At 44.3% G+C, this 20295-nt stretch carries 16 protein-coding genes and 1 riboswitch; of the genes, 14 read left to right on the forward strand and 2 right to left on the reverse strand.

Features of this window, described 5'->3' with window-relative positions:
* The first annotated feature begins 151 nt into the window (after window positions 1–151).
* Entirely contained in the window at window positions 152–880 is a 729-nt protein-coding gene (locus J2Z65_RS12170) for a GNAT family N-acetyltransferase (RefSeq protein ID WP_167058966.1), read from the forward strand.
* Between the two features lie 175 nt (window positions 881–1055).
* Here J2Z65_RS12170 and J2Z65_RS12175 read toward each other — a convergent pair whose 3' ends face one another.
* Complete coding sequence (locus J2Z65_RS12175) at window positions 1056–2138, reverse strand: phosphotransferase family protein (protein WP_167058963.1); 1083 nt, start codon at window positions 2136–2138, stop codon at window positions 1056–1058.
* A 398-nt stretch (window positions 2139–2536) separates the two neighbouring features.
* Here J2Z65_RS12175 and J2Z65_RS12180 point away from each other — a divergent pair, with 398 nt between their 5' ends.
* The 11 genes from J2Z65_RS12180 (at window position 2537) to J2Z65_RS12230 (ending at window position 16690) form a co-directional block, all read left to right on the forward strand.
* Window positions 2537–3244 (forward strand): Dph6-related ATP pyrophosphatase, encoded by a 708-nt coding sequence (locus J2Z65_RS12180; RefSeq protein WP_167058960.1) that lies wholly within the window; start codon window positions 2537–2539, stop codon window positions 3242–3244.
* 57 nt (window positions 3245–3301) lie between these two features.
* On the forward strand, window positions 3302–3916 hold the full coding sequence (locus J2Z65_RS12185) for a class I SAM-dependent methyltransferase (protein WP_167058957.1): 615 nt from the start codon (window positions 3302–3304) through the stop codon (window positions 3914–3916).
* A gap of 124 nt (window positions 3917–4040) precedes the next feature.
* Window positions 4041–4616: a LysE family translocator gene (locus J2Z65_RS12190; protein ID WP_167058954.1), complete on the forward strand. Its 576-nt coding sequence runs from the start codon at window positions 4041–4043 to the stop codon at window positions 4614–4616.
* Window positions 4617–4640: 24 nt separating this feature from the next.
* A complete protein-coding gene (locus J2Z65_RS12195) occupies window positions 4641–5435 on the forward strand; it encodes an AraC family transcriptional regulator (protein ID WP_167058951.1) in 795 nt (264 codons plus the stop codon).
* A gap of 121 nt (window positions 5436–5556) precedes the next feature.
* Window positions 5557–7449, forward strand: a complete 1893-nt coding sequence (locus J2Z65_RS12200; RefSeq protein ID WP_167058948.1) for a sensor histidine kinase — start codon at window positions 5557–5559, stop codon at window positions 7447–7449.
* Window positions 7442–8500: a response regulator gene (locus J2Z65_RS12205; RefSeq protein WP_167058945.1), complete on the forward strand. Its 1059-nt coding sequence runs from the start codon at window positions 7442–7444 to the stop codon at window positions 8498–8500. Before J2Z65_RS12200 ends, J2Z65_RS12205 begins: the two co-directional genes overlap by 8 nt.
* 134 nt (window positions 8501–8634) lie before the next feature.
* On the forward strand, window positions 8635–9597 hold the full coding sequence (locus J2Z65_RS12210; RefSeq protein ID WP_240159723.1) for an ABC transporter permease: 963 nt from the start codon (window positions 8635–8637) through the stop codon (window positions 9595–9597).
* A 21-nt stretch (window positions 9598–9618) separates the two neighbouring features.
* Window positions 9619–10488, forward strand: coding sequence for a carbohydrate ABC transporter permease (locus tag J2Z65_RS12215; protein ID WP_167058942.1), 870 nt, complete (start codon window positions 9619–9621; stop codon window positions 10486–10488).
* A 33-nt stretch (window positions 10489–10521) separates the two neighbouring features.
* The gene (locus J2Z65_RS12220) at window positions 10522–12081 is read left to right on the forward strand and encodes an extracellular solute-binding protein (protein WP_167058939.1); all 1560 of its coding nucleotides are present in this window, start codon (window positions 10522–10524) and stop codon (window positions 12079–12081) included.
* A gap of 109 nt (window positions 12082–12190) precedes the next feature.
* On the forward strand, window positions 12191–14908 hold the full coding sequence (locus tag J2Z65_RS12225) for an MGH1-like glycoside hydrolase domain-containing protein (RefSeq protein WP_167058936.1): 2718 nt from the start codon (window positions 12191–12193) through the stop codon (window positions 14906–14908).
* 213 nt (window positions 14909–15121) lie between these two features.
* Window positions 15122–16690, forward strand: coding sequence for an FMN-binding glutamate synthase family protein (locus tag J2Z65_RS12230; protein ID WP_193580931.1), 1569 nt, complete (start codon window positions 15122–15124; stop codon window positions 16688–16690).
* Between the two features lie 125 nt (window positions 16691–16815).
* Here the strand turns inward: J2Z65_RS12230 and J2Z65_RS12235 are convergent, their stop codons facing one another.
* Window positions 16816–17298, reverse strand: coding sequence for a hypothetical protein (locus J2Z65_RS12235; protein ID WP_167058933.1), 483 nt, complete (start codon window positions 17296–17298; stop codon window positions 16816–16818).
* Window positions 17299–17393: 95 nt separating this feature from the next.
* Window positions 17394–17523, reverse strand: a riboswitch (SAM riboswitch).
* A gap of 335 nt (window positions 17524–17858) precedes the next feature.
* Between J2Z65_RS12235 and J2Z65_RS12240 the strand changes: the two genes are divergently transcribed.
* Together J2Z65_RS12240 and J2Z65_RS12245 are read left to right on the forward strand one after the other, a co-directional pair.
* On the forward strand, window positions 17859–18221 hold the full coding sequence (locus tag J2Z65_RS12240) for a hypothetical protein (protein WP_167058930.1): 363 nt from the start codon (window positions 17859–17861) through the stop codon (window positions 18219–18221).
* A gap of 242 nt (window positions 18222–18463) precedes the next feature.
* Entirely contained in the window at window positions 18464–20293 is a 1830-nt protein-coding gene (locus J2Z65_RS12245) for a sensor histidine kinase (RefSeq protein WP_209855869.1), read from the forward strand.
* Window positions 20294–20295: the final 2 nt, after the last annotated feature.

Genomic DNA, 20295 nt, shown 5'->3' on the forward strand with positions numbered 1-20295 from the left:
CAACCAAGGGGGGAGTGGAAGAGGGAATTTGAAACGTTTTGGAAGAATTTTAATTATTGAAAGGACTTCTCTGAAAAAATCTTTTCTAAAAAATAGGAGGTTCTTGTGAAATCAAGAAGTGTGGGGTAAATAGCAGATGGGGGTGTGTTAGTTGGATGAAGGAACCAGATTTAAAGTATATAAGGATTGGGCAGAGCGATTTGATTGTGATATTTCATCAATGACTATTCCGAACGTCATAGTTCGTGAACACTCCAAGACTTTGAAAGGATATAATGGTATTTATTGCTTTTTTAATGGAACGACAAGCATTATATCGTCTCCCACTAAGTATACCTCATATATAAAAAGGGCCATCAGTGGTAGACATCCAATGGAAACTTTTGATGCGAATTTTCTTGTAAAGGCAATTGATATAGGTAAATACAAGGTTATTGGTCCTGCATTTCAGGGATACATTGATAGGGCTTCATTTCTTGAAGCATCTTCCCTTGAAGTTGTAGAACTTGTAACTTCAAATCAACTATCTCTACTTAATGATTTACGTAAATCTTGCTCTGAAACGGAGTGGGAGCATAGCTCCATAGAAATCAATAGACAACCAATACTAGCAAGGATATCTGATGAAAGAATTGTAGCAGCAGGTTCTTGGAGAGTAGAGGAATCTGGTTTTCTTAGCGTAGGTATTTTATGTCACCCAGATTATCGAGGTAAAGGACACGCCAAAGCAGTTGTAAGTGCTTTAACTAGGAAAGGGTTAGAAGATGGTTTCACGATGCATTATCAAACTTTAATGTCCAATAGTTCGTCAGTAGCTATTGCTAAATCGCTGGGATATGAAAAATTAGCTTGTACTTTGGCTATAAGGATTCTTGAGTAATTCTTGGATTGGTTTTAGTCGGTAATTAATTTAAGTGGTTAGTTATTCTAGTGCTAATGGGCACGATAGTGGAAATTACAGTTCAGGGTATGCTCCCTTCAGAGTACCCGGATCGTGGAGCCAAAATAAGTGATTTGATAGTTCTTCGCCGTGCCCCGTTCTCCTCGTAATTCGCTTACAACAGCTCACTGACCTTTAGATCGAAGAAGGCGGTCATCGCTTTTTGAAGCTGCGGGTACCATACCCATCTCATTGGTTCCATCTGCGACGGGTCGGCGCACCATTCGACAGCAACATATAGGCTCTGCACTACACACAGCCTGTAATCTAGACAAAGCTGCTCCCATGAATAGAGATTCACTCCATTGCTGCGCAGCACTTCATGATACTGCTGTAAAACCTGAAACTCCAGCGCCCGTCGGCTCTCAGTGTCCCACCAATGAATCATAGCGTAAGCCAGATCACTTACGCCTAGCCAGCAGGTCAACGACCAGACAAACGGCTGGCGGTCAATCAAAAACATGGGTGCGAGGCCGTTATGACGAATCAGGATATTGCCGGGATTCAAATCCCCGTGAATGAGGGTGAAACCTTCGTGTGAACGAGTCCTCTCGATCATCCGCTCCGGATGCTTCTCCAAAATCAGCGGCAACGTTTTGGTCCAAAGGTCGGGAATATCCTGTCGGCATGCCTCAAGCAAAGGGTCAAGCCCAGGGCGGATCGCTGAAAGATAGCGCTCAATTTCCTCCCTCTCCGGAACAGGCTGGCTTCCCGGTCTTCCTGCCCCTAGTTCGTTATTCACCCAGTGATGGGCATGCAGTTTGGCAACCGCTTCCGCGAGCGCTCTACCGTACTGCAGGGTGGGCTGAACTTCCCAACTCGGTTTGTGGGTATCTGTGACATCTTCCAGCAGTAGGTAATAGCTTTCTTCCGAAGCGTCATGCCCTGCATCATAGCATCTGAGGATGGGAGCATTCTGCAGGGTGATGTAGTCGCGGGCATAGTAAGCCGGCTCGGAAGCGGCGGCGAATTGTACCGAATCGCACAATTTAAGGAAGAGGGTCTGCGGAAGCACACCTTCTGCCTCTTCTGAATAGGAGATCCGTACCCGGTAAACTCTCGAATTGTCGCTCCGCGCCGGAAAAACCTCAAGCCCGGCCACTTCCCCTGCAGTCAGCGCGCCCGTCCTTCGGAGAATCTCCGTCAACCGTGCTCGCGACAGTTCGTACGGATGCCGAATCATTTTACTGCTATTCATAAAAAGACCTCCCAAAATTTAAAACCTAGACCATTCATTGTCACACGGCCGAGCAAGCGCAAAGGCGCCGCAGCAATCTGCTCCTGATCGTTCAAGCAGCGGAGATTAACGCAATAGATGATTGTTCATTTTCAATACGGTACTCCATATTTCTCGAATGCTAATTTTATGTTTTCCATCACACGATATATTCCTGATTAACTCCAGATCGAGTTGACTAAATTACCAAGCCGTAAATGACAAGCTCTATGCGGATCTTAAACATCCTCTCATCATTCGAGAGGAACTCATGATAGAATTAAACGAATGGAACTAGGAGCCTCACTTATTTTAAATACAAACTGATTTATCAAGGGGCATCCAGTAAAGAGCCTTAAAAACAAAGGGGAACGATAGGAATGACGGTAGCTACAGATTGGAAAAATGGCGCTCTAGGGCACAAATTTATAACTTCTTTCAGCGGAGGAAAGGACAGCGTCCTAGCTCTATATAAAGCAATGAAGGTTGGAGAAGCAGTTGGACTGATCGTCATGTTAGAGGAAGAAGGGCAACGCTCCAGATCCCATGGAATGCCCCCTGAGCTCATACGTGCACAAGCTGAATCTATAGGTTTGCCTGTCTACACTGCTGCTGCTAGTTGGACAGATTATGAAGAAGAATTTATGCGGCTTTTGGGAAATGCAAAAAATCAAGGAGCAGAGGTGTTAGTTACAGGAGACTTGGATATGCCTGTTCATGGTTGCTGGCATGACAAGGTTACGAGAAATGCTGGATTAAAGCTTGGGATGCCTCTGTGGGAAATGGATCATCATAAGGTTATCGAAGAGTTCATAAACCTAGGATTTATAACGATACTTGTGACTGTAAATTTATCATTAGGAATGCGTGAAGAAGATCTAGGACGAACGATAACCCATGAGTATGTGAAGGAGCTTGAATCTCGTGGTATTGACCCTTGTGGGGAAGGTGGTGAGTTCCATACCACAGTAATTGATGGTCCCATTTTCAAGCATCTTATTCCCGTACGCAAATGTGAGATTATTAAGAATGGAGAATATGCCTTTATGCCTTTGGAGTTGGATCACCCCGTGAGTAATCAGTACTAACGAGGAACGATAGTTCCATAATACAAATCATATCGTCTGTTATTGGAGGAGGGAACTATGAACAAAGAGAAACTCATCCGTAAATTTGATAATCAATCCAAAATTTATGAAGCGAGAAGGAAGAACCAGTCAGAACGGAAATGGCGGGAAAAATTGATCGGGAGTGCAAATGGGAAGGTTCTCGAGGTAGCTGTTGGTGCCGGAGCGAATTTTTACTTTTACCCCAATGATGTGGATGTGACTGCTGTCGATTTCAGCGCTACTATGTTATCCAAGGCAAAAGAGTCCGCCACGGCTAGCAATGTTCGGGCCATATTCATTCAATCAGATATTGAATCTATTTCGTTTCCTGAAAACTCATTTGATACCATCGTCTCGACATTATCCTTTTGCGGTTACGAATATCCTGTTAGAGTGTTGGAATCTTTTAGCAGGTGGTGCAAGCCAGGCGGTCAAATTTTGTTAATGGAGCATGGTCTGAGTTCAAACCGATTGATTGGCAACACCCAAAAGATCATCGAACCGTTATTTCTACGCGTTGTCGGCTGCCATCTGAATCGTAATATGATCAATATTTTTCAGCAGTCCCCGATTCATATACATCATATGGAACGCTACATATTTAATACTGTTCATTTGGTGTGGGCATCGCCAATCAAAGGAGAGGGTTAAAGTAGGGAGTAGTATTATGCCATTCAGATCCATGGCGGATGTAGCTCTTCGTCTGCAATAATATACTATATGGTATTTCATTTTAAGATGTAGGATATGTGAATAGCTTGAAAGGAGCATTCTCATGAATATTACATCTTTTTTGATTTACTGTATGATTGCCACTTTTACTCCAGGACCTACTAATATCGTCATATTGTCTACCGTGCATCATTTGGGGGCAAAAAAAGCAATGAAGTATTCGTATGGAGCAACGATTGGATTTGGTTTATTACTTGTTATTTCTGCTGCGTTAAATACAATGCTTGTAACGATCATACCGAAGATATTAATTGTCATGCAAATAATCGGGAGCATGTATATGTTCTATCTCGCTTATCAAATTTACAAAAGAGACACGTCAAAGCCAACTGTAAATCAACCGGCTACCTTAATGTCAGGCTTCCTAATGCAGTTTTTAAATCCAAAAGTAATACTCTTTTCAATGACTGTAATTCCAAGTTTTATATTGCCAAACTATAACGCGGTCCCTGAGGTGGCGACAAGTATTATAGCTATAACACTAATCGGATTTTCAGCTTTTTCTACGTGGGTTCTATTCGGTACAATCTTCAAGGAGTTTTTACAAAAGTATGATAAGACTGTTAATGTACTGATGACCTTATTTCTAGCTTATGCTGCGATCATGATCTGGATATAGTCAGCTAATGTAGAGGTGATTGAAATGGAGAAGTTTATCTATAAAAAGTCGGCAGGTATTACTGCATTATCAGCAAGTATGACTGAGTTTAAGTATAAAAAGCACGCTCACAAGGAGTATGCAATAGGCGTAACATTACGAGGTATTCAACATTATAACCTGGACGGCAGTCTACAATTATCCTATCAAAATGGAATTATGCTTTTTAATCCAGAACAGGCGCATGACGGAATGGCACATGATAAGGCAGGTCTTGATTATGTCATGCTATATATTGAGCCGCAAATGTTTTTAGAGGCTATAGAGAAAAAGGATATCGTACGTTTCTCTGATCCTATTGTGTATGATCGTAAACTTGAACAACGAATACTAAGTCTTTCTCATGCCATATTAAACGAAAAAGATGAGGCGTTGTGCAGTGAATTGCTCTTATCCCTCACGGATAATCTTATTCAAAACAATCTTTCTGCACACGACAAGAAAGATAACGCTCTAATTAGCAAAGCAAAGGATATGCTTCAAGCCAATTTCGAACATGTACTTAAGCTTGATGAAATCTGTAAAGAGCTTTATTTATCGAAATTTCAGTTTATCCGATTATTCAAGGCTCATACCGGAATTTCACCCTACCAATACTTTCTTAACTGCAAAATTGAACGTGCAAAACAATTAATTGAGCAAAAAAGAGATATTTATTCTGCTGTGGCTGCATGCGGTTTTGTTGATTTAACCCATTTAAATAAACACTTTAAAAGCGTATATGGAACAACAGCGTTTGAATACATGGCTCATATATATTCAGGAGGGAATGGAAGATAATTTGATTTGAATGAACCTTGTGTAATTTAGGAGAGTTACTAGGTTTATAAAAGTTGATAACATTAGAAGAAGGCAGCCGACAGTATAGAATGGCAGCCTTCTTCGGTTATGGGGCAGGATAATGGAAATATCTGCAGAAGAGATAAAGGAAATTTCGATGTGTATCAAACTGAGGCAGCGAGGTGGGAAATTGTTATTTAAGAAAGCGCTATCAATCAAAGCGAAGCTCGTGCTGCTCATTCTCTTCTTTTTATGCGTTCCGCTGCTAGTTTTTGGTACACTGTGGTATGAGAAGGCATCGGAAAGCATTGAATATAATGCTATCGATTATAGTGAGCAGCTTATGGGTCAAATTAATTCGCAACTGGACGGATATTTCTACGACCTGGAGAGGATAACCTATCCATTGCTGCTGCACCCCCAGATTCAATCGTTTATGAAGTTGGATCCTGAGGACCAATACGACAGGTTTCTTGTCAGCAAAAAAATATCCGACGAGCTATTTCCTAGTATCACCTTTGGCAGGCCTGATATTTATGGATTGTCTATCGTTTCTAATAGCGGGATAGCTACTTCAAGCTATAGTGATTTTGCCGGTAGGGAAAGTTATGAGCTATATAAAAATGCAGTTCTTGGTGAGCGGAACTATCGGATTGTTGGCATAGAATATATGGAGTCTACTCCTGTTCTGACAATCGCGCGCAAATTTTTGGATACGGTTTCATATCAATCTAGCGGAATGCTCATTATCCATGTACGGCTTAATGAGATTATTAAAATCTGTGAAAAAATTAAGCTAGGCGACACCGGATTCTTATGGATTATGGATGCGGAAGGGCGAGTCATTTATCACCCAGAGAAGGAAAGATGGGGAAAACAGGCATTGACGCCGGAACTTAGTGAAAAACTGTCAAGCGAGAACGGCTACTATGTGGAAAAGGCGCGGCAGGATAACAGGCTTATTATTTATGAACGCTCTCCGATGACAGGCTGGACGCTTATTTCGGAAGTATCGCTAAAGGAATTGAACAAAGATATGATCAGCCTGAGAAACGTTACTGTCTGGATCGTTCTCCTGCTGGTTGGTATTGCTTTAATTCTTACTGGTGGCTTTTCCCTCTACTTAACACAATCGTTGCTGCATTTGCAGCGACTTATGCGCCGTGCTGAAGAAGGGGACCTTAGCGTCAAAGCTCCCGAAAGGAGGAACGATGAATTGGGGGGATTAAATCGCGGCTTTAATCGGATGGTCGGTGAAATCCGCCGTCTTCTCGAAGAGGTGCAGACTTCCCGTATGAAAGAGCAGGAAATGGAAATTCGTCAGCGTGAATCTGCCTTACAAGCGATGCAATCGCAGATTAATCCCCATTTTCTATACAATACATTGGAGATTATCAACTCTTACGCAATTATTGAGGATGTAAAGCCAATTAGCCGGATGGCGACTTCATTGGCAGACATTTTTCGTTACAGCGTTGGAAATCCGAGCCAAGCGGTCACGCTTTTGGAGGAGATCCGCTACATACGTACTTATCTGGAAATACAGCAGGAGCGCTTTAATGCTTTGCAAGTAGAGATTATTGCCGACGAGCGACTGCTTCCTATGGTTCAAGCTGTTCGGCTTATGATTCAACCGCTTGTGGAGAATGCTTTTAAACATGGCTATCAGGCTCATAAACTGAGACCCAGTTATATAGGGATTAAGGGCATGATGCAGGACGGGGATTATGTGCTTCGGATAGAGGACCAGGGAAAAGGAATGGACCGTCAGCTAAGAGAACGCTACAATGCAGCGTTTATAGCCGGTGACAGCAGGGAGATGCGGCAAAAGGGGGAAGTCAGCGGAATGTTTGACACTATCGGCCTTTGGAATGTGCACCAACGCATCCGTATTAGCTTCGGTGACCCTTACGGGTTGTTTATTGTAAAGTCCAACGAGACAGGCACCATCATTGATATGCGGCTGAAATTCGCTGCTTGGCCGGTTGAAAAGGGGGTTGGGAACGATGTATAGCGTTTTAATCGTTGATGATGAAGTGATGATAAAGCATAGTTTAACTAAGCTGATTGATGGAAGCCAGTACGGTTTTCGCGTAAACGGGGAAGCAGAGGACGGCAGTGAGGCGTTAGCGCTCTGGGAGCGGCTGAAGCCGGATTTAATCATTACGGATATCAGCATGCCGGTCATGGATGGGCTAGAACTAATTGAAGAAATCCGTAAACGAAGCCAAGATACAGAAATTGTTATTTTGTCTGGTTATGACGATTTTGGATATGCCCAGCAGGCGATTCGCTACGGGATCACGGATTACGTGTTGAAGCCGGTCAGACAGGAACTTTTGGAGAACCTGTTGAGGAAAGTAGCTGACCGCTTGGATCAAAAAGGGAGAAGTTTCAAGGAGCGGGGGCAGAGGCTGTGGGAATGCCGGGGCATTGCTGCCTCGCTTACGGAACATTTGTGGATGCTCCGCGAGCCGGAAGCCCTGCTGCAGTTATCAGACTTCCATCAGCAACTCATGAGCCGAGGACTGAATCTCGCGCAGTGCTTGGAGCACCTGGAGGATGTGATCGCCTTGGCGGAAGCGGAGCTTATCGCAAGGAGCGGCGGAAAGATGCAGGAGCTTCCGAAGCCACGGTTATCCGCTGCAATTGCATCCCAGGATGAAGTCGTCCTTCACACACGGATCAGTATTGCGGCATTTGCCGAACAGGTTCGTATGATCCGCAACTGGGGACAGCATCATGGCATTATGAAGGCCGTGCGATATATCGAAGCGCATTACGCGAACGAATATTTGTCACTATCCCAAGCCGCTAATGAGGCAGGAATGTCCGACTCCTATTTCAGTAGGTGTTTTAAAGAGGAATTAGGCTTAAGCTTTATTGAATATGTCATTAAACTTCGCATGGAGAAGGCCAAAGATCTGCTGGAAGCAGCCGAAAGTAAAACGAATGAAGTTGCTCATGCTGTCGGCTACAGCGATTATCCTCACTTTTCCAAATCATTTAAAAAATATTGCGGTGTAGCACCTAACGAATATAAAAAACGATTAACCGGTAAATAAGACGCGGAGAGAAGCGCGTCTTTTTTTGTTGAAACATGTTAGTCAAAAAAACACAACATGTTACGGTTTTACACATGGATGCAAGGAATGATAGCGGTTACAATAAAGCTGCAACTTAGGAAGGAGAGATAATAATGGAGTTAAGGAGTAAACCCGCATCACGGGAACAAGCGGGCTCTTTTCCGGCAGAAGCCGTGAAGCGAAAGCCTTATTGGTTGAAGCACTGGCAAATATATTCAATGGTTCTTCCGGGACTGATTTATTTTATTTTGTTTAAATATATTCCTCTATCGGGTGTAATTATTGCGTTTCAGGATTATAGCGTATTTACCGGTATTTTCGGCAGTAGCTTTGTCGGGCTTAATCATTTTCACAACCTTTTCACATATCCCGAATTTCTTCGTGTCTTAAAGAACACACTGCTGATCAGCATCTACCAGATTGTCCTAGGGTTTCCGGCACCAATCGCTTTGGCTATGTTGATGAATGAAGTGCGCAAGATGTTTTTTAAACGCGCGGTGCAAACAGTTCTATATCTTCCGCATTTCATTTCCTGGGTCATTGTCGGAGGACTCGTTATCAACTTTTTGTCCCCAAGCTCAGGCATGGTCAACGATTTTCTCAAGTGGCTGGGCAAGGAGCCTGTCTTTTTCATGCAGGAGCCAAATTACTTCCGTTCGATCGTAGTTACTTCGGGAATATGGAAAGAGGTTGGCTGGGGGACGATCATTTATCTTGCGGCCTTGGCAGGCATCAATCCAGAGCTTTATGAGTCAGCCGAAGTGGATGGAGCCGGGAAGCTGAAGCAGGCGTTCAGCATTACGCTGCCATCGCTTTTGCCAACGATTATGGTGCTGCTGCTGCTGCGAGTCGGACACGTGCTTGACCTAGGTTTCGAGCAAATCTACATGCTGCTGAATCCTCTCGTGACGGAGACGGGTGAAGTTCTCGATACTTACATTTATCGCATCGGGCTCCTGGGCGGACAATATAGCTATACGACGGCAATTGGATTATTTAAATCGCTTGTAGGCGTCATTCTAGTTGTTGGCGCTAACCAACTAAGCAAGAAAACAACTGGAAATTCAATTTATTAATTCTGAAAGGAGAGCGGTACATTGATCAGGGAAAATGCCTCTCGACGTGCATTTATGTATGGCAATTATTTGGTTTTAACGGTAGTAAGTTTAGCTATGCTTCTTCCATTTCTACATATATTTGCGGGCTCTCTAAGCAGCGGGAGCGCAATTTCTCAAGGACGGGTCAGCATCTTTCCCGTTGAATGGACGATGATTAATTATAAAGCCGTGCTGCAAAACGCAGCTATATGGAAATCCTTCGGCGTGACCGTTCTATTGACAGTCGGAGGGACGGTGTTCAATCTGTTTTTTACCTCATTAATGGCATACGGTTTATCTAAAAATGAATTGAAGGGCCGCTCCTTAATTTTATTGTTGATTGTGTTGACAATGATTTTTCAAGTACCGCTGATTCCCGGATATTTGCTGGTCAAGTCTCTAGGAATGCTGAATACACTGTGGTCTCTTATCATACCTGGAACGATAAGTGCTTTTAATTTGATCATTATGATTTCTTTTTTTCGTGATATTCCAGAAGGGCTTGTGGAGGCTGCACGCATTGACGGCTGCGGCGAGTACCGCACTTGGTGGAGCATCGTGCTTCCTTTGTCGCTGCCATCGCTTAGCACCATCGGATTGTTTTATGCGGTTGGCCATTGGAACGGGTATTTCAGTGCGATCATGTACATCCGTGACCCTGCCTTATTTCCGCTACAGGTCAAGCTTCGCCAGTTGCTAGTCGAAAGTGATACCGAATCATTGATGCAGAGTGTAAACGTGACGCTGCAATCGATGGAAGGCATTAAGATGGCGACCATCATCGTTGCTACCGTTCCCATATTGTTGATTTACCCGCTGATCCAGAAACATTTTATTAAAGGCGCCATGCTTGGGTCAGTGAAAGGTTAATATATCATGATAAGCGAAAAGGAGACGGGTCAAATGAGAAAAAAAATGACGTTGCTTGCATTATCCGCTGTATTGGCTGCCGGGACTCTGGCAGGTTGTTCATCAAGCGGCGGCTCTCAGACTCAAGCCACTTCACCGGCTGCAAAAACAGAAGAAAAACCGGCGAAGGTGAAAGTTGGCATCGGTACGGAAGGACTTCAATATATTGAAGGTTCTCCGAACATTAATGAAGACAAATATACGAAGAAGCTTCGTGAATTATCCAAAACAGATGTGACGTTGGAGTTAATTCCGCACAGCCAGTTTGATCAGAAGCTGACGCTGTTGTTTGCCGGCGGCGAACTGCCAGATCTGCTGCAAACGCACGGTATTAACCGTCCGGAGGTGGCTCCTGCCGTTGATACGGGTGTATTAATTCCACTGAACGAACTAATTGATAAATATGGCCCTAATTTGAAAAAGAATATTCCGAAGGAAGCATGGGATTTTGCCTCTGTCAGCAAGGGGGGTAAAATTTACGGCATCCCTAACGTTAACCCGACTCCCAACGGCAATGTGATGATGGTTCGTAAGGATTGGCTGGATAAATTGGGCATGAAGCCGCCGAAAACTGTGGATGAATATATCGAAATGTTGAAAGCGTTTAAAGAGAAAGATCCGAATGGCAACGGAAAGCAGGATGAGATTCCATTCTCCGGACGCGAGAAGCTGGCTTTTACCGAAGCGTTCTTCGGAGCATATGATGTGATGCCAGCAGATTGGAAATTTGAAAACGGACAGCTGATTCCGAACATGATCCGACCCAACATGAAAGAAGCATTAGGGGTTTACCGGAAGCTTTATGAACAAAAGCTGCTGGACAACGAGGTATTTGTGCAAAAGCCGAAGGATTGGGATGCAAAAATTAAAGCCCAAGGTGTAGTAGGTTTATGGATCCATGGTCCAAGATTGGCTGATAAATGGGCGGCAGAGGTTAAGACTGGAAGCCCTACATCCCAGTTGGAAATTATTCCAGCACCAGTAGGACCTGACGGCAAAGGCGGTTTGAGCATCGGGAGCACGGTTGGAGGGAATGTGTGGGTCATTCCAAAAACGACCAAAAATCCTGAAAATGCGATCAAGCTCCTGGATTGGTTCTATTCTGACGAAGCTCAGAAGTTCCTCACCTACGGTCTGGAGGGTGATGATTACACAGTTGAGGGCGGTAAAATTAAATACAAATATCCGCAGAAGCAGGATGATATTTATAGAGAGGAAATGCATCTTACATGGCTTCGAATGGTCGGCCCTTCTCATCTGAGCGATGCGGAATTTATGAAGAACCGTCCATCCGGAGATCTCGTGATGAAAGCAATAGATGTAGCATCCAAGGAAGGCCGTAAAAATGACGGATTAGGTATGCCGGCGCTGCCGACACTGCAAGCTCGTCCGGAACTGGCAAGAGATGGTCTTTGGTTGGAGCTTGCTGCAAAGATCGTAACCGGCAAGGAGTCCCCCGATGCGTTCGATAAGTTCGTGGAGGATTGGAAGAAACGCGGCGGGGACCAAGTCATTAAAGAAGCTACGGATTGGTATAAAAGCACTCACAAATAAAAATGGATAGACGGGCTGGGGCATTGTTCTATGCAATGCCCTATTCTCTGTAATTTTCATGGAACATTACTTTATGCTTAAACCTTATACAAGGAGTCGGTTGTCGCATATGGAGCATTTACGTGGTACACATGACTTAAAGCAGCTCCCCCTGTGGGGGCCCTACACGAAGAAATATATAGGAATCTCGCATATAGCCGATTCGGAGAGGGGATTCCGCTTCGATCTAAGCGTATTTCCCGGCTTTTACCGCAGAAAAGTCGATGTGCCGAATGTGATGTGGGAGTCAGGATATCATCCGTGGGAAGCCGCGCCCGATTTAAGCTGGTATACGCACCGGCATGAGCTCGAATGGAAGGATCAGGTCTACACGGATATCTCTTACGCCGAATTATCAGCAAATGCGAGGTTAATCCGCTGTGAATTCGTTAACCGGACGCAGGCTAGTCAAAATGTCGTGCTGCATTACATGGCCTCCATGCATTTTCCGCAAGTGCGTGGGCACGGGGAGCAGCTGCGGACCGTTCGCCCCGAGCTTCCGAAGGAGCGGGCGTTATGGAGGGATGCGCTGGACTATGATTCATTGGCATTCGCAACGCACCGGCCGAACGATAATCTGGTTTACGACGGTTTTATTCGCGGAGAAGAGCGAGGGCAGAACCTAGTGGGAGGCTCGTCTCTCCGTTTCGGCCAGGAAGCGGGAGACCGCGTTGCCTATACAATTACGCTGGCTGAACCGATGAAGCAAGCTGCGCTGCTCTTGCGTTACAGGATGAAGGATGGACAACGACTTCGCCTTCAAATCAACGGTGCCTTTGATGCTTCTATGGAGCTTAACGGAACGGATGAGCCGGATGAATGTTATGTTGACGTGGGGACGCTGCCAGCGGGGCGGCATGAGGTTGTATTCACTACTGCCGAATCCTCCTCCAGTACGAGCGATTGCGCCGTTTCGGCGGAGCTTGATGGGTTTATCCTTACAGAGCGGGACTTACTGGGGAAGGTGCGGTTTGTGCATGAAACAACAGAGGCGCATCCGCAACGGTTTCCAGGGCCAGTTCCTAATAGTCTATTGCTCAAATATGAAGGCATCGAAGCTTACTACGGGTTGCTTTGGGCTTGTGATGACTATGAGGTGCGGGAGTTCCACTGTGATGAGCTTGATCGTTTTATGCGGCATAATGTACATCATCATGTTCACTCGGTGTTTAAAGGAGAAGGTGACGGTCACTTCACCAATGTTTATTTGAGACCTATTCCATTAGCTCCACAGTCAAGCAAGACCCTATATGGAATGGTTTGCTGCGGAACCAAAGATGAGGTGATGGGGCAGATTTTATCCTATAAGCCCGATGCCGAGCAGTTCGAGACGTTCTTCTCATCTGTGAAGCGGAAGTCAAAGTCCAAGCCATTCAACCCCTCTGGGGAGCCTTATCGCTTCAGTCAGCAACTGATGGAGGCTACCTTGGCTACGAATGTCGTTTATCCGGTTTATACGAAGCAGTCGTATATTCGCCATAACACTCCCGGGCGGTGGTGGGATAGCTTGTACACTTGGGATTCGGGTTTTATCGGAATCGGATTGGCCGAGCTCGATATAGAGCGTGCGGTGGAATGTCTGAATGCCTATGTTACAGAACCGGGAGACCCTCATGCGGCTTTCATTCATCACGGCAGTATGGTTCCTGTACAGCACTACTTGTTCCTGGAACTATGGAATAAAACGCAGTCGAGAGAGTTTTTGGACTATTATTACCCTAGGCTTAGGCAATATTATCAATTTTATGCCGGCAAAATGGGAAGTTCAACAACAGGAATTTTTTCTTCCCATTTGCTGAAGACGTGGGATTATTTCTATAACTCCGGAGGCTGGGACGACTATCCGCCACAAGTCGAAGTCCACCGTAGCCGTTTGACAGCCAAAGCGGCACCTATATCCAATACCTGCCATGCAATACGTATCGCCAAAATTTTGAAAATGGCAGCAGCCGCAATAGGCGGGTTGGAAGAGGACATTTATGAATACGATAGTGATATTGGACGCTTTGGAAAAGCTGTTCAGGCATATGCCTGGGATGAGGAAAGCGGCTATTTCGGCTATGTTCTGCATGATGAACAGGGGAGCCCCAAAGGATTGCTCCGGCATGAAAGCGGACAAAATTACAATATGGGGCTAGATGGAGCCTATCCGCTGATAGCCGGCATTTGCACTCCCGAACAGGAAAAGCGTTTAGTAGGATATATTTCTGATGGTGAGCGGTTATGGAGTCCGATCGGTCTGTCGACTGTAGATCAGAGCGCCGCTTATTTTAAGAAAGACGGCTATTGGAACGGGGCCGTTTGGATGCCGCATCAATGGATATATTGGAAAATGCTTCTTGCTCTTGGGTTTAGTGAACCTGCTCACCGTATTGCCCGCACGGGTTTGAAGCTGTGGCAAAGAGAAACCGGAGAAACCTACAACTGCTATGAACATTTTATCGTGCAGTCCGGGAGAGGAGCTGGGTGGCATCACTTCGGCGGACTTTCAGCCCCTGTGCTGAGCTGGTTTGCCTCTTATTACCGGCCGGGTACGCTCACATGCGGTTATGACGTTTGGCTGAAAAAGACAGATTTTAATTATGACAATACGGAGCTCTCGGCTGATCTTAGCTATTTTGGAGAGGAAGGCCGCGACCATACCGTGCTGGTTTGTATGAAGGCGGGACCCTTGTATCGCGTGTCTTGGAATGAGCAACCAGTCGGGTTCTCAACGGATGGCGATGGATTGCTGGATATTCGCTTGCCGGGGGAAAGCAGTGGAAGGCTAACGGTTACTTTGGTCTGAGTGCCGAAACAATTTATACTTCATATTGCGACGAAGTCTTTAAATACGTTTTTGCGGTATATTTCACACCACGGAGTATCTGTGGTGTTTTTTTATTGAACAAATGGATTCGAGAGTTTAATAAGTAAACCTTCCTACACATGTTGGCTTAAAATTGGAATAAAATGAAATACTAAACTCATTTCACTTTTAGCGATCCGGAGGTTTTTCTAAATGCTGCACATTATCCTGTTAGTCATATTGATTGCTATCGTTATTTTGCCACCACTCATCTTTTTTGGTTATATGTATGTTTTATCCAAAAAACCAAAGCATTCCATCATCCGCTCTCACCCGTTCCTTGGTTGGCTGCGTTATTTGCTTGAAAAGCTCGGACCCGAGTTTCGCCAATACTGGTTTGACAATGATACGGATGGGAAGCCTTTCTCGCGAGCTGATTTTGTCGGGATTGTGTATGCGGCGAAATACCGGACAGATCTCATCTCATTCGGTGGCAAACGCGATTATGAAAAACCTGGTTTCTATTTGTCCAACGCCATGTTTCCGAAATTGACTAGCGAGCTTAGGGTGGATAACAAAGAGACGATACCCGGAAAAAAATATGTCATTACCGATGAGGGGCTTTTTACTCGGCAGGAAAAGTTCGTGGAAGAACAAGTGAAACCTTGGTTGCTAGATGATGACGATGTCATTGTGGTAGGAGAAAACCGCAGAAACCCTTGGCGGCTTAAAGGCATGTTCGGTGCTTCAGCCACTTCCTACGGAGCAGTCGGCGAGCATTATATTCAGTCCACTGGTAGCGGGGCAAGGATGGCGGGTGGCTCGTGGATCAATACAGGTGAAGGCGGGGTTGCGGATGTACATCTTGCGACGGGGGTCGATATCATTTCACAGATCGGGCCCGGCATGTTTGGCTTCCGAGATGGTAGTGGCAACTTCTCCATAGAAGAATACAAGCACAAAGCTAAGGTCACAAATATCAAGGCTTTTGAATTGAAGTTTCATCAGGGTGCCAAAATACGTGGCGGACACCTTGAAGGCTCAAAGGTAACCGAGAAAGTCGCAGCAGCCCGCTTGGTGCCTGTTGGGAAAACGGTGAATTCGCCGAATCGGTTTGAATTTCTAACCAATCCGGAGGAAGCACTCCGTTTCATCAGCACCCTGCAAGAAGAGGGAGGCAAACCGGTGGGCATCAAAATTGTCGTCGGTGATCCGAAGCGTCTAGAACCGTTTTTCCGTTCTATGGTAGAGTTGGATATCTATCCGGATTTCATTACAGTAGACGGTTCTGAGGGTGGTTCTGGAGCGACCTTTAAGGCGATGGCGGATGGTATGGGATTACCGCTCTTTGCCGCGCTGCTCATCCTCGACGATATAGCTAGAAAATTCGGCGTGCGCGACCGTTTCAAAATTTTCGCTTCCGGTAAGCTCATAACGCCTGATAAAGTTGCAATCGCCTTAGCTTTGGGTGCCGACTGTGTCAACTCTGCTCGCGGCTTTATGATGGCTAACGGTTGTATCATGGCACTGCAGTGCCATACAGGTAAGTGCCCGACCGGCATTACAACCACGGATTCCAAGTATCAGGCTGCTCTGGCACCAGAGGAAAAGCAATGGCGGGTAATGAACTACATCCTTCAACTAAGGGAAGGATTATTCTCGCTGGCTGCAGCCTGTGGTTTGGAAAGCCCGCGTAGATTCACGCGGGAACACGTGGTGTTTACGAACGAAAGCGGTCAGTGTATGCGAATCATTGATTTGTTTCCTTATCCAGAATCCTGATGAATATAAACGGGAAATAATAGGTATATCCTGAAGGGCTGCAGAATTTGCAGCTCTTCGTTCCGCTTACGAGTCGGATTGTTGATACGAACCGGAAGTACATGATTTGGAGTATCATCAAGCTCTTAAAAAGAGATATAAGCTTGCGCATGCTCAAATAGGTATGCTCGATCCCAGAAGTATCTATGTTCCTTGTTATTTTTTGATTCTATTTTAATTTTTTCAATTAGATCCATTAGTGCAGACTCAATTAATTCAAATCTCACTGGTCCCCACGCCTCTTGCTTTAGTTGAGCATAATTCATGCTCTCCTTCAAAGTAAGACCTTTAATACGCTGAAAAAGGACGGCCCACATAGTCAAATCGCACTTTAGGCTTTTAGAAGGAACCGCAAACTCCTTTAACCCAACTGCTCCCGTATTTGTGGAGATGGCAATTAGCCCGCAGATATCATCTCTCTCATGTCCAAGTTGCAGCTTTTTTGCAAAATCGCTGTCAAACCGAAAACATTCTATTCGGGTAATCTTATACTGCTGCAAATATTCAAAGGAAAGACCAATCTCTTCAGTTTCATTCATCGTAAAATTGTCAGCAATCGTGATCGGCATCTTTATCGCTCCTTACACATGTTTAATTAGTTCATAAAAAAATGACCTTCTCTGGAGTCAGAGAAAGGTCATAAAAATACAATGTCAGAACCTCGCTCTTATCTCCCAGATTCGCTTAATACAGCGTTTCCGCAAGAATTAGCACCGTGCATTCCTTTGTTTAACAAAGGTTTGTCGGTTGCCGGGTTTCATCGGGCTAGTCCCTCCACCTACTCTTGATAAGAAAATTCAACATATTCGATTGTTTTTATAATACTATAAAGCATTTTGATGTCAAGAGAAATGATATAAGAGACCGGTAGCCGGAGCTTTTTAACATTTCGTCAAAACACCAAATGGCATAAGTTGTCACTCATTGCAAACTGACCTTTTCATGAGAAGTTTATAAATCTCATTGACAAAAAACAAGCTAAATCCAACTATTTGGATTAGCTTGTTTTTTTATTGGAGTAGCGAAATAGAAGTATAATGCCAGCTTGTAACAAATATATTGAAATATAGGTTGATCAAGTAAACTTTGATATGGAGTATCCCATTAAAAGAATGTGAGGAGATTGCCCTTGGCAAAACTTTTAACTCAGGTTGTACTTGGCGATGAAGATCTAAGATATCTGCAATCTAGCATGTTAGATGAAACTTTTTATCCAAATAAAAGGTTTTTCGTAATAAAAGAGGAACACTCGTATCAGGGTGTAACGCACTTGAGTGAACAACTTTTTGAACGAACTAAAAACAGATTCGGCAAATTTGAAGCAGCCTCGATCAATAAAGAGAAGTATTTAGTCCTAACCGATGAAAACGGCAATGAATTACACTTAACTGGCTGTACTTCCGAGTCTACCGGTACTGGCCTTCATGGAACGCTTAATATTTTAAGAAAACTTAACTTTGATATTGATTTGGAATTGGGTAGCACAGAATAGCTGCTGCATATAAAATAACCAAATACATTGGAACTCCCCGTAACTTATTGTTGTATGTGTTTGCTATATACTCAATTAAACCCCAAAATTACTCTGGGGCTTTTTTTCATGAGTGATAAGGCGTCTTTTGATTATTAAAGTAATGGGGAGGATAGCTTAATCACTCGTCGAATACCTCAAACGTGGAGAATCTTTTTAAAAGGGAAAAGTATGATAGGCTGAACTTTTGGTAGGAGACTAACATGATGCGAAAATTTAAAAAGAGGCTCACAGAGGGATATCAGAAATATTTTGCCCAGAAGATGTTTAATAAGATTCTCATGATCTACTCGCTAATTGTGATACTCACGCTGGTTGCTTTGTCTTTTTTTATTTATCAATATTTCTCGCAATATATGATGAACAAGGAGGCAGCGCGGGAACGCGAGGCAGTCTCGAATGTAAGTGCTTATATTGATCAACGTATTGATGCTTCCAGAATGATCGTGCAGAGCCTTAACTCCAATGATTATTTCCTTCAGAATTTTTCGATTTTGCTCAAGAAGGGGTACTCTGAATATTTAAATTACACTTTAAATCAATTTCTCAGCGCCGATTCGTCGTTCACGAATTCGCTGAAAGAGCTTTCTACCTTTTTTAATAGCGGGTTCAATATCGAATCGATCATTTTCTCGGGACAGAATGGAGAATTTTATCGGGTTAAAGATCAATTCTCGTTGGAGATTATTTCACCAGAAGAGACGGGATATAAGATTCCTTTTCAAGGAGGAGGGGGTTCTGACCAAAGCCAGATTTATCCTATCCCTGCTGATAAGAATGGAACGCACGAGCCGCTATACGCGGTTGCTGCCGAACTGAAGAATCCGAAAACCTTGGAGCTTCTAAGCAACATGATGATCTTGTTCCGATCCAATGCGATGATAGAGCCCAACGCGCGCATTCAGGACGAATTGAAAGGAAATCTTCTGGTAACGACCCGAGAAGGCGATGTCATTTACGATTCTTCCAGTACGTGGTACGGCCGCAAATTTCCTGTAACGAATTTAATGGACAAGGACTTATCTGATAGAGTGTTGGTCTCCGGGCAGGATTTGTACGCGACGGTATCTATGAATAACAAGGCCGGTGTGATGGTCGCGCAGGTCGTATCGCCTGAAGAGCTAAGTACCGATACGAAGGGGGTTAAAAGGTGGATAACGTTTCTTACACTCGTATTTATTTTGGCTTCTGTTATTCTTACGAGTACATTGATACAAAGATTCTCGAAACGTACCAAGGTGATCGTAAGAGCGATGGAGAATCTGGATATCAGTCAAAGGAATGTGCGAATTCCGCTAACCGAAGGAGATGAGCTATACCAGATAGCGACTAACTTCAATAAGCTGATTGAACGAGTAAACCATCATATTGAGAAGGAATATATCTCTGAGATCAAACAGAAGAATGCGGAAATTGTAGCGATGCAAATGAAGATTAATCCTCATTTTCTGTACAACACACTAGAGGCGATCAGGATGAACGCGGTTGCGCAAGGAGCGCCTGAAGTTGGTCATATGATTTATCTGCTAGCTACGTTATTCCGCACCTCGATGAAAAGCGCAATGGTTGTTAAAGTCACTGATGAGATTGAGCGCTGCCGCTTGTACCTGGAGTTATTCCAGTTTCGTTATCCGGATCGTCTGAAGGTTCAGTTTGACATTGCTTCAGAAATCGAACAGCAAGAAATTTTGAAGCTTTCCGTTCAACCGATCGTCGAAAATTACGTGCTGCATGGTTTTCGAACGGATCGCAGGGATAACTGGATTCATGTTATAGGAGCTATAGATTCCGGTGTCATGGTGATCGAAGTTAAGGACAATGGCAAAGGAATTCCGGAGTCCAAACTGATCAAGCTGCGCGAGTTATTGAAGGCGAGAATCGAGCTTGAAGCGGAGACGGAATCGATCGGACTTCATAACGTGAACATGAGGCTGCAAATGTTGTACGGTGAAGCATATGGTATTGGTATCGAGAGCACAAGCGGGACGGGAACAGCAATAACGATGAAAATCCCTTATATCAACAAGGAGTAAGA

The sequence above is a fragment of the Paenibacillus aceris genome (assembly GCF_017874035.1).
In the GTDB taxonomy this organism is placed as follows: Bacteria; Bacillota; Bacilli; order Paenibacillales; family NBRC-103111; genus Paenibacillus_E; species Paenibacillus_E aceris.

Coding starts and splice junctions, on each gene's coding strand:
- J2Z65_RS12190 (WP_167058954.1), top strand. CDS start 4,041: ATGAATATTACATCTTTTTTGATTTACTGTATGATTGCCACTTTTACT.
- J2Z65_RS12195 (WP_167058951.1), top strand. CDS start 4,641: ATGGAGAAGTTTATCTATAAAAAGTCGGCAGGTATTACTGCATTATCA.
- J2Z65_RS12230 (WP_193580931.1), top strand. CDS start 15,122: ATGCTGCACATTATCCTGTTAGTCATATTGATTGCTATCGTTATTTTG.
- J2Z65_RS12225 (WP_167058936.1), top strand. CDS start 12,191: ATGGAGCATTTACGTGGTACACATGACTTAAAGCAGCTCCCCCTGTGG.
- J2Z65_RS12205 (WP_167058945.1), top strand. CDS start 7,442: ATGTATAGCGTTTTAATCGTTGATGATGAAGTGATGATAAAGCATAGT.
- J2Z65_RS12220 (WP_167058939.1), top strand. CDS start 10,522: ATGAGAAAAAAAATGACGTTGCTTGCATTATCCGCTGTATTGGCTGCC.
- J2Z65_RS12245 (WP_209855869.1), top strand. CDS start 18,464: ATGATGCGAAAATTTAAAAAGAGGCTCACAGAGGGATATCAGAAATAT.
- J2Z65_RS12210 (WP_240159723.1), top strand. CDS start 8,635: ATGGAGTTAAGGAGTAAACCCGCATCACGGGAACAAGCGGGCTCTTTT.
- J2Z65_RS12200 (WP_167058948.1), top strand. CDS start 5,557: ATGGAAATATCTGCAGAAGAGATAAAGGAAATTTCGATGTGTATCAAA.
- J2Z65_RS12235 (WP_167058933.1), bottom strand. CDS start 17,298: ATGCCGATCACGATTGCTGACAATTTTACGATGAATGAAACTGAAGAG.
- J2Z65_RS12175 (WP_167058963.1), bottom strand. CDS start 2,138: ATGAATAGCAGTAAAATGATTCGGCATCCGTACGAACTGTCGCGAGCA.
- J2Z65_RS12180 (WP_167058960.1), top strand. CDS start 2,537: ATGACGGTAGCTACAGATTGGAAAAATGGCGCTCTAGGGCACAAATTT.
- J2Z65_RS12185 (WP_167058957.1), top strand. CDS start 3,302: ATGAACAAAGAGAAACTCATCCGTAAATTTGATAATCAATCCAAAATT.